This window comes from Shimia sp. (genome assembly GCF_041624275.1).
In the GTDB taxonomy this organism is placed as follows: Bacteria; Pseudomonadota; Alphaproteobacteria; order Rhodobacterales; family Rhodobacteraceae; genus Shimia.
The window spans coordinates 1-8,768 of sequence record NZ_JBFJVE010000137.1 but is presented as its reverse complement, the minus strand read 5'-3'; the positions used below and the strand labels follow the sequence as shown (position 1 = coordinate 8,768).

10 protein-coding genes are annotated in these 8,768 nt (G+C 64.9%); 8 read left to right on the top strand and 2 right to left on the bottom strand.

Annotated features, from left to right (window positions below; genetic code table 11):
- The 3 genes from ABZD10_RS11090 to ABZD10_RS11080 all read left to right on the top strand — a co-directional run.
- The coding region (locus ABZD10_RS11090) for a xanthine dehydrogenase family protein molybdopterin-binding subunit (RefSeq protein WP_372886519.1) at positions 1–872 on the top strand (872 nt) is incomplete at its 5' end.
- On the top strand, positions 865–1,110 hold the full coding sequence (locus ABZD10_RS11085) for a MoaD/ThiS family protein (RefSeq protein ID WP_372886517.1): 246 nt from the start codon (positions 865–867) through the stop codon (positions 1,108–1,110). The genes ABZD10_RS11090 and ABZD10_RS11085, both read left to right, overlap by 8 nt.
- Positions 1,111–1,180: 70 nt before the next feature.
- Positions 1,181–1,732, top strand: coding sequence for a transcription termination/antitermination protein NusG (locus tag ABZD10_RS11080; RefSeq protein WP_372886515.1), 552 nt, complete (start codon positions 1,181–1,183; stop codon positions 1,730–1,732).
- Positions 1,733–1,867: 135 nt separating this feature from the next.
- On the opposite strand, the gene ABZD10_RS11075 is transcribed toward ABZD10_RS11080, so the two are convergent.
- Positions 1,868–2,437, bottom strand: coding sequence for a YcbK family protein (locus tag ABZD10_RS11075; RefSeq protein ID WP_372886513.1), 570 nt, complete (start codon positions 2,435–2,437; stop codon positions 1,868–1,870).
- A gap of 311 nt (positions 2,438–2,748) precedes the next feature.
- Here ABZD10_RS11075 and ABZD10_RS11070 point away from each other — a divergent pair, with 311 nt between their 5' ends.
- Genes ABZD10_RS11070 through ABZD10_RS11055 form a run of 4 tightly spaced genes read left to right on the top strand, consistent with a single transcriptional unit; the run spans position 2,749 to position 7,000 of the window.
- The gene (locus tag ABZD10_RS11070) at positions 2,749–4,359 is read left to right on the top strand and encodes a murein L,D-transpeptidase (RefSeq protein WP_372886511.1); all 1,611 of its coding nucleotides are present in this window, start codon (positions 2,749–2,751) and stop codon (positions 4,357–4,359) included.
- 27 nt (positions 4,360–4,386) lie between these two features.
- Positions 4,387–5,478 (top strand): UDP-3-O-(3-hydroxymyristoyl)glucosamine N-acyltransferase, encoded by a 1,092-nt coding sequence (gene lpxD, locus ABZD10_RS11065; RefSeq protein ID WP_372886509.1) that lies wholly within the window; start codon positions 4,387–4,389, stop codon positions 5,476–5,478.
- Between the two features lie 33 nt (positions 5,479–5,511).
- A complete protein-coding gene (locus tag ABZD10_RS11060; protein ID WP_372886507.1) occupies positions 5,512–5,769 on the top strand; it encodes an acyl carrier protein in 258 nt (85 codons plus the stop codon).
- Positions 5,770–5,791: 22 nt separating this feature from the next.
- Entirely contained in the window at positions 5,792–7,000 is a 1,209-nt protein-coding gene (locus tag ABZD10_RS11055; protein ID WP_372886505.1) for a beta-ketoacyl synthase, read from the top strand.
- Between the two features lie 96 nt (positions 7,001–7,096).
- On the opposite strand, the gene ABZD10_RS11050 is transcribed toward ABZD10_RS11055, so the two are convergent.
- Positions 7,097–7,666: an invasion associated locus B family protein gene (locus tag ABZD10_RS11050; protein WP_372886503.1), complete on the bottom strand. Its 570-nt coding sequence runs from the start codon at positions 7,664–7,666 to the stop codon at positions 7,097–7,099.
- Between the two features lie 436 nt (positions 7,667–8,102).
- Between ABZD10_RS11050 and ABZD10_RS11045 the strand changes: the two genes are divergently transcribed.
- On the top strand, positions 8,103–8,768 hold a 666-nt coding region (locus ABZD10_RS11045; RefSeq protein WP_372886502.1), incomplete at its 3' end, for a helicase HerA-like domain-containing protein.

Below are 8,768 nucleotides of genomic sequence, written 5' to 3'. Positions count from 1 at the left end.
TCTCCGAGGACGGCACGGTGACGGTCTCGGTCGGCACGCCGGATATCGGCGGCAGCCGGGCCTCGATGGCGCTGATGGCAGCCGAAGCCTTCGGGGTGGCCTATGAAAACGTGCGGGTCAACATCTCGGACACCGGGGCGCTGGGGGTCAACGAGCCGACCCATGGCAGCCGCGCCACCTATGCCAGCGGGCTGGCGACGATCCGCGCCGCCGAGGAATGCATCGGCAAACTGTGCCGGCGCGCCGCCGACAGATGGGGCATCGACCCCGAGGCGGTGATCTGGGAGGAGGGCAGCGCCAAACCCTCGGGGCCCAATGCCGGCGATTTCGACCCGCTGAGCATCGCCGAGATCGCCGCCGAGATGGGATCGACCGGCGGCCCGATCTCGGGCCATTTCGAAGGATCACCAAGCGGCTTCTCGGGCAGTTTCGGCACCCATGTGGTGGATGTCGAGGTCGACCCCGAAACCGGCTACACCAAGGTGCTGCGCTATCTGGTGGTGCAGGATGCCGGCAAGGCGATCCATCCGGCCTATGTCGAGGGCCAGTTCCAGGGCGGCGCGGCGCAGGGCATCGGCTGGGCGCTGAACGAGGAATATATCTACGGCGAGGACGGGCGATTGCAGAACACCGTGTTCCTCGACTACCGGATCCCGGTGGCCTCGGACCTGCCGATGATCGACACGGTGATCGTCGAGGTGCCCAACCCCGGCCACCCCTATGGGGTGCGCGGCGTCGGCGAGACCGGCATCACGCCGCCGCTGCCGGCGCTGGCCAATGCCATCGCCGATGCCACCGGGCTGCGCATGACCGCGCTGCCGATGTCGCCGCCGCGCATCCTTGCCGCGCTGAAGGCGCAGGGCGATGGTTGAGGTCCACCTCTGGTCGGGTCTGCGCCGTTTCACCGGCGGCGCGGACAAGGTCGATGTGCCGGGGCGCACCGTGGGCGAACTCCTGGACAATATCGTCGCCGTGCACCCCGGACTGGCCCCGGTGATCGCCGCCGGGGTCTCGGTGTCGGTGGACGGAGAGATCATCGTGGCTCCGCGCCATGAACCGGTAGAGGAGGGCAGCGAGGTGTTTCTGTTGCAGCGCCTGAAAGGCGGCTGACACGGCGGGGAGTTGCCCAAAGCGGGCGGCTCTGCGACGGCTTGCCGGCCCGAGCCCTTGCAATTTGAGATTGAATCGGCAATCTGGGCGCATATTTGATTATGAGGTTATTGGTATGAACACGTCCCGCCCGGCTTGGTTTCTGGCGCAAATCAAGCCCAACAGTGCCAAGATTGCCAAGACCAACCTGCAACGCCAGGGTTTTTCCGTGTTTCTGCCGACCGAAGAAAAAACCGAGCAGCGCCGGGGCCGTTTCGCATCGGTGCTGCGTCCGATGTTTCCCGGGTATATCTTTGTTGCGCTGGATGCGGCGCAGGGGCATTGGCGCGCGGTCAATTCGACCTATGGCATCACGCGTCTGGTCAGCTTTGGCAATCGCCCGGCTCCGGTGCCGGATGCGCTGGTGGCCGAACTGCAGGCGCGATGTGATGAAAGCGGCAAGCTGCTGCCGCCCGGGCAGTTCAGTCCGGGTGACAGGGTGCGGGTGATGTCCGGCCCGTTTTCCGGATTCCTGTCCGAAGTCGAAAGCATGGCCTCTGAACAACGGGTTTGGCTGCTGATGGACATCATGGGCGCGGCGACAAAGGTGGGCGTTGACTGTGCCCAGCTGCAACCGGCCTGATGCAACCGGCCTGATGCAACTGGCCTGACTGCCGGTCACCCCCCGAAGCTTCGATCAAATGCAAAACGCCGGCCGCTTTGGAGCCGGCGCTTGCCAGATGTCGGGAATTCTTCGGAAATTAAGGGGGAGGCCCGTTCAACGCCCCCAATTGCGCACGGGGCCGCAATCCATATGAACGAAATTGCTGCCCGAATAGCGCCCGACGCCGCCGGCGCGGCAGGCGGTGGCGGCGCGCGCCACCTGATTGACCGAGCGCGACGCCAGCCGCAGGTCGGCCGCCTGGCCCTTCATGTGCAGGGAATTCTTTGCCACCCCGCGCGAGCGCGAGCGCAGCATGGCATTGGTCTGCGGGCTGCGATAGCCCGAGAGCAGCATATAGGGTTCGTCGACATCCAGCATGTTGTGCGAGGCGGCCATGATGTCGATGGTGCGCAGGTCGATCTGCTTGACGCCGTCGGTGCGCCAGTCGCGCATGAACTTGTTGATCTCTTTGACCGCGTCCTTGATGTACTCACCCTCGATCCAGTAGATCGTGTCGATGCGTTCGCCGGTGCGCCCCGAGTACATGCGAATGCGGCGGATATCGCCGGCGCCGCGCAGGAAACCGGCCGCGTTGCTGAAGCTGGGCGCTGCCACCAATGTGGTTGCCGCAAACGCGCGAAGCAGGCCGCGCCTCGTGATGCTCACAGAGCTGGATTCGGTCATGTAATAAGCGCCTGTCCCGTCGCTACCCCACGCCGCAAGTTTTTTTGCGGCACATTTGTTAACTTCCCCAAGTGTGCCGGATTTATGACACAATTCGATTCTCTGACCAAGGCTCTTTTCCCTGTCGAAAGCCGAATCACGGGTTTTAGGCGAATTTCTGCTGAATTGGCGATTTCCGGGGGCAGGGGGTGAAAAATGCGATCAGGATGCATCAATTCCTCCGAAATCCCCGACCTGAAGTATTTGTGAATGGACAGCCTGCGGGAAAATGGAAAAAGTCGGGTAGGTGTTCCCGCGTGCGAAGAGTCTAGATGATGTTGTATTTCAATTTAATTAAACGAATTCTTGCGGTCGGCGGTCTTTGCGGCCTCTTGCTGGGGGCGATGGCGCTGCCGGCCGGGGCACAGGTCACCGCCTTCAAACAGGCCGTCGCCGAGGCCGCCGCGCGCGACCGGGACCTGGCCGCCTTCTACCGCGAAACCGGCTATCAGCCGCTCTGGACCGGGCAGGACACCGAGGGGCTGGCGCGCCGCCGGGCGCTGGTCGAGGCGCTGGACAGCGCCGGAATGCACGGGCTGCCGACGGCACGCTACGGTCAGGAGGCGCTGATGGCGCAGATCGCCGCGGCCGCGACCCCGCGCGATCTCGGCCTTCTCGAAGTGGCGATGAGCCGCGCCTACCTGGCCTATGCGCGCGACATCCAGACCGGCATGTTCGAGCCCAGCTCGCTGGATGAAGGCATTGCCCGCGAGGCACCGCGCCGCGACCCCGGCCTCTATCTCGGTGAATTGCGCGAAGCCGAGCCGCAGGGCTATTTCGCCGCGCTGGTACCCCGGACGCCGGAATACCTGCGGCTGATGAAGGAAAAGCTGCGCCTGGAACAGGTCATCGCCCGCGGCGGCTGGGGCCGGACCGTCGCCGCCGGCAAGCTGGAGCCCGGCGACAGCGGCAGCGCGGTGGTGTCGCTGCGCAACCGGCTGATCGCCCTCGGCTACATGCAGCGCAGCGCCAGCCGTGAATTCGACGCCGCCATGCAGGAGGCGGTGCAGGCCTTCCAGATCGACCACGGGCTGGAAAGCGACGGGGTTGCCGGCGCCGGCACCATCGCCGAGATCAACCGCCCGCCCGAAGAGCGGCTGAAGGCGGTGATGGTGGCGATGGAACGCGAACGCTGGCTGAACAAGGATCGCGGCGCCCGCCACGTGCTGGTCAACCTGACCGATTTCCACGCCCGCATCGTCGACGACGGCAAGGTCACCTTCATGACCCGCTCGGTGGTCGGCAAGAACCAGAGCGACCGGCGCAGCCCCGAGTTCTCGGACGTGATGGAACATATGATCATCAATCCGACCTGGAACGTGCCGCGCTCGATCGCCACCAAGGAATACCTGCCGATGCTGAAACGCAATCCGCACGCGGTCAGCTATCTCAATCTGATCGATGGGCGGGGCCGGGTGATCAATCGCGGCAGTGTCGATTTCAGCCAGTATTCGGCCCAGACCTTCCCCTTCGACATCAAACAGCCGCCGGGCAATTCGAACGCGCTGGGGCTGGTCAAGTTCATGTTCCCCAACCGCCACAACATCTACCTGCACGACACTCCGGCCAAGAGCCTGTTCGCCCGCGAGACCCGCGCCTTCAGCCATGGCTGCATTCGGCTGCAACAGCCCTTCGAGTTCGCCTATACGCTGCTTTCGGTGCAGCAGGACGACCCCAAGGGCTATTTCCACCGGATCCTGAACACGGGGCGCGAAACCCAGGTCGACCTGAAGACCCAAATCCCGGTGCACATCATCTATCGCACCGCCTTTACCAACGCCAAGGGGCCGGTGCAGTACCGGCGCGACGTCTATGGCCGCGACGCCAAGATTTGGAATGCCATGGCCAATGAAGGGGTAGCCTTGCCCTCTGTTCGGGGCTAAGTATCGCTCGCAACCAGCGGGGATATCATGGCCTATACGATCCAGCAGATTGCCGACGCCCTTGGCGCAAGCGCCTTCGGCAATACCGGGCTGACCGTGAAGCGGGTGATGGAACCGGCGGCGGCCGGGGCTGATGATCTGGCCCTTGTGACCAATCCGAAATTCGCCTCGGGCCTGTCCGAGGGCGCGGCCCGTGCCGCCATGCTGTGGCCGGGGGCCGACTGGCAGGACCTGGGGCTGGAAGCGGCCATCGAATCGCCGCGCGGACGCTATGGCATGGCGGGGCTGTCGGCGATGATGGATCCCGGCCAGCATTTCGGCGCCGGCATCCACCCGACGGCGGTGATCGACCCCAGCGCCGAACTGGCCGAGGACGTGGCGGTCGGGGCGCTCAGCGTCATCGGCCCGCGCGCCCGCATCGGCGCCGGCAGCGTCATCGGCCCGCACTGCGTGATCGGGGCCGAGGTGACCATCGGCGCCAAGGCCTATCTGCGCGAGATGGTCTCGATCGGGGCGCGGGCCACCATCGGGCGCAATTTCATCGCCCAGCCCGGCGCGCGCGTCGCCTCGGACGGGTTTTCCTTTGTCACCCCCGAGAAATCCGGGGTCGAGGCGGCCCGCGAGACGCTGGGCGATCAGGGGCAGGTCAACTCGCAGGCCTGGGCCCGGATCCACAGCCTTGGCTCGGTCACCATCGGCGACGATGTGGAACTGGGCGCCAATACCTGTATCGACTGCGGCACCATCCGCGACACGGTGATCGGCAACGGGGTGAAGATGGACAACCTTGTCCATGTCGCCCACAACGTGGTGATCGGCGACAATTCGATCTTTGCCGGCCAGTGCGGCATTGCCGGCTCGACGGTGATCGGGCGCAATGTGGTGCTGGGCGGGCAATGCGGGGTCTCGGACAATACCCGGATCGGCGACAATGTCATTGCCGGCGGCGCGACCAAGATCCTGTCCAAGGTGCCGGCGGGCCGGGTGATCCTGGGTTATCCGGCGATGAAAATGGACAGCCACCTCGAGATCTACAAGGCCCAGAGGCGCCTGCCGCGGCTGTTGAAAGAGGTCGCGGATTTGCAGAAAACCGTCTCGAAGTGGACGTCGAACCAATGAGTGCCGGCCCGGGGCCGACGAAAGGAACATGACATGAGCGTCAAGGACAAAGTCATTGGAATCATTGCCGATCAGGCCGTTCTTGAACCGTCTGACGTTACCGTGGACAGCACCCTTGAAGAGCTGGGCATCGACAGTCTGGGGCTGGTCGAAAGCATCTTTGCCATCGAAGAGGCCTTTGACATCTCGGTGCCCTTCAACGCCAATGACCCGACCGAGGGCGATTTCGACATCTCCTCGGTGGCCAGCATCATCGCCGGCATCGAACGGCTGATCGCCGAGCAATCCTGATCCGGGCGCGGAGGCCGCACAGATGAAACGCGTCGTGATCACCGGGGCCGGGACCATCAACGCTCTGGGACAGAGCGTGGCGGAAACCTTTGCGGCCATGAAAGAGGGGCGCTGTGGCATCGGGCCGCTGGAGATGCGCGATGTCGACCGGCTGGCGATCCGCATCGGCGGCCAGGTGCGCGGCTTTGAGGCCGAGGGCCGGTTCAACCGCCAGCAGATCGCGCTTTACGACCGTTTCACCCAGTTCGCACTGGTCGCCGCCCGCGAGGCGATCGGCCAGTCGGGGTTGAGCTTTTCCGGCGAGCTGGCGGCGAAATGCGGCGTGGTGCTGGGCAGTTCCGGTGGCGGCATGCAGACGCTGGACGAGAATTACCGCTCGGTCTACGAGGACGGCAAGAACCGGGTGCACCCCTTCGTGGTGCCCAAGCTGATGAACAATGCCGCCGCCAGCCATATCAGCATGGAGTTCAACCTCAAGGGGCCGAGCTTTACCGTCGCCACCGCCTGCGCTTCGTCCAACCACGCCATGGCACAGGCCTTCCAGATGGTGCGCTGCGGCATGGCGCCGGTGATGGTCACCGGGGGCACGGAATCGATGCTGTGCTTTGGCGGCATCAAGGCCTGGGAAGGGCTGCGGGTGATGTCCAAGGACGCCTGCCGCCCGTTCAGCGCCAACCGCAACGGCATGGTGCAGGGCGAGGGCGCCGGGGTCTTCGTCTTCGAGGACTATGACCATGCCCGCGCACGCGGCGCCGAGATCCTGGCCGAGGTGATCGGCTTTGCGATGAGCGCCGATGCCGCCGATATCGTGATGCCGTCGAAACAGGGGGCGGCACGGGCGATCGCCGGGGCGCTGGCCGATGCCCGGATCGACGCCGAGAAGGTGGGCTATATCAATGCCCATGGCACCGGCACCGCGGCCAATGACAAGACCGAATGCGCCGCCGTGGCCGATGTCTTCGGCCCCCATGCCGACAATCTGATGATCTCTTCCACCAAGTCGATGCACGGCCACCTGATCGGCGGCACCGGCGCGGTCGAGCTTCTGGCCTGTATCATGGCGCTGCGCGAGGGCGTCGTCGCCCCGACCATCGGCTATCAGGAGCCGGACCCGGAGTGCGCGCTGGACGTGGTGCCCAACGAGGCCCGCGAGGCCAGGGTCGAGGTGGCGCTGTCGAATGCCTTTGCCTTTGGCGGTCTGAACGCGGTGCTGGCGCTGAGCCGGGTCTGACGCGCCGGAGCTGCCGGACCTCGGGAATGCGACTGGAATGCGAAAAGGGCCACCCCGAAGGGCGGCCCTGAACCTTTGCGCGAGGCGGCCGGGCCGCTACTGGCGCACCGGGGTCGCCTTGTCGAAGGCTTCCTTGAAGCCCTTCAGCGACATCTTGAGCGTGATCGGCTGGGTCGGGGCCATGACCGAGACCAGCGTCAGGGTGTAGTCGGAGCCGTTCTTGTAGGCCTCGGCCTCGATGCTCGAGATGCCCATCTGGGCGACACAGCCCACCTGGTTGCAGTATTCATAGGGCAGACGGTTGGCCATCACCCCGTCCAGTCCCAGCGTCAGCTGATGCGGCAGATAGGTCATCTGGGGCACGATGAAGGTAAAGGCCGCCGCTGCCTTGGCGCCCTCGGGCAGGCGGTACATCGTCACCTTGATCACCGGCGAACCGTTGTCGTCGGTCACCACCTGATGAAGCGAGCAGGGGCGCGGCTCGGGGCCCTCGGTCTCGCATTGCAGATCCCAGTCGCCGATCTGTTCCGAACTCGGCTGGGCCGCCGGTGCCTGCGCCTGGGTGTCAAGCAGCGTGCCGTCGGACAGAGAGCCGACCTGTGCCGCCAGAGGGGTTGCCAGAAGGAGCGCGGCCGCGATCGAGAGAAGAGGATTGGGCTTTGTCATAATGGGGTCCATTCATGGGAACTCTTGAATCACCCACCGCTTAACACGGTGCCGGGGGCTTGTCATGCTGCTGGCAGGGCAAAGGCCACCGCCGGGCGAGTTTCGGCGCATCGCGCCACGGAAAAGGGGCCGGAACAGGCGCGCAAAAGAAAAGAGGCCCGAAGGCCTCTTTCCGTTTCACTCCCCGTCGGACTGGCCGACTTATTCATTGGGGGAACGCTACGTCCCTTTGACTGGCCCGTCAACCGGAAAAAAGGTGAAACCCGATCACTTTCCGCAGGAAAACAAGGGCAAAGCGGCAGATTGCGCCCCGAAGTCGCCCGCGGGGGGCAGAACCGGGCCGGCGCGGCGACGGAACGTCAGTTCGGGACTGGCGCCACTGCTCCAACACTGTATCCTTGGGCCCGTTGAGCACAGGCAAGCGGGGAAAGACCAGGTGGAAAACGAAGTATTCGTGGGCGGCGGCGGACCGGGTTACGGCGACAGGCAGGGATTGATGCTGAAATATGCCAACCGCCACGGGCTGGTCGCTGGGGCGACCGGCACCGGCAAGACGGTGACGCTTCAGATCCTTGCCGAAGGGTTTTCGCGCGCCGGGGTGCCGGTGTTCCTGTCGGATGTCAAAGGCGATCTTTCGGGGCTGGCCGAGGCCGGCAGCGAGAGCTTCAAGCTGCATCAGGCCTTTGCCGAACGCGCCGGAAAGATCGGTTTCGACGATTACGCCTATGACGCCTTCCCGGTCACCTTCTGGGATCTGTTCGGCGAGCAGGGCCACCCGGTGCGCACCACGGTGGCCGAGATGGGCCCGCTGTTGCTGTCGCGGCTGATGGAGCTGACCGAGGCCCAGGAGGGCATCCTCAACATCGCCTTCCGGCTCTCTGACGAACAGGGGCTGCCGCTGCTGGATCTCAAGGATCTTCAGGCGCTGCTGGTCTGGGTCGGCGAGAACCGGCAGGAGTTGGCGCTGCGCTATGGCGCGATCTCGGTGGCCTCGATCGGCGCCATCCAGCGCCGCCTGCTGGTGCTGGAAAACCAGGGCGGCAGCCGGCTGTTCGGCGAACCGGCACTGCAACTGTCGGACATCATGCGCACCGACGCCGAC

Bases quoted from the DNA above. Each gene is read 5' to 3' on its own strand.
- ABZD10_RS11085 (WP_372886517.1), top strand. From the start codon at position 865: ATGGTTGAGGTCCACCTCTGGTCGGGTCTGCGCCGTTTCACCGGCGGC.
- ABZD10_RS11075 (WP_372886513.1), bottom strand. From the start codon at position 2,437: ATGACCGAATCCAGCTCTGTGAGCATCACGAGGCGCGGCCTGCTTCGC.
- ABZD10_RS11070 (WP_372886511.1), top strand. From the start codon at position 2,749: ATGATGTTGTATTTCAATTTAATTAAACGAATTCTTGCGGTCGGCGGT.
- lpxD (WP_372886509.1), top strand. From the start codon at position 4,387: ATGGCCTATACGATCCAGCAGATTGCCGACGCCCTTGGCGCAAGCGCC.
- ABZD10_RS11060 (WP_372886507.1), top strand. From the start codon at position 5,512: ATGAGCGTCAAGGACAAAGTCATTGGAATCATTGCCGATCAGGCCGTT.
- ABZD10_RS11055 (WP_372886505.1), top strand. From the start codon at position 5,792: ATGAAACGCGTCGTGATCACCGGGGCCGGGACCATCAACGCTCTGGGA.
- ABZD10_RS11050 (WP_372886503.1), bottom strand. From the start codon at position 7,666: ATGACAAAGCCCAATCCTCTTCTCTCGATCGCGGCCGCGCTCCTTCTG.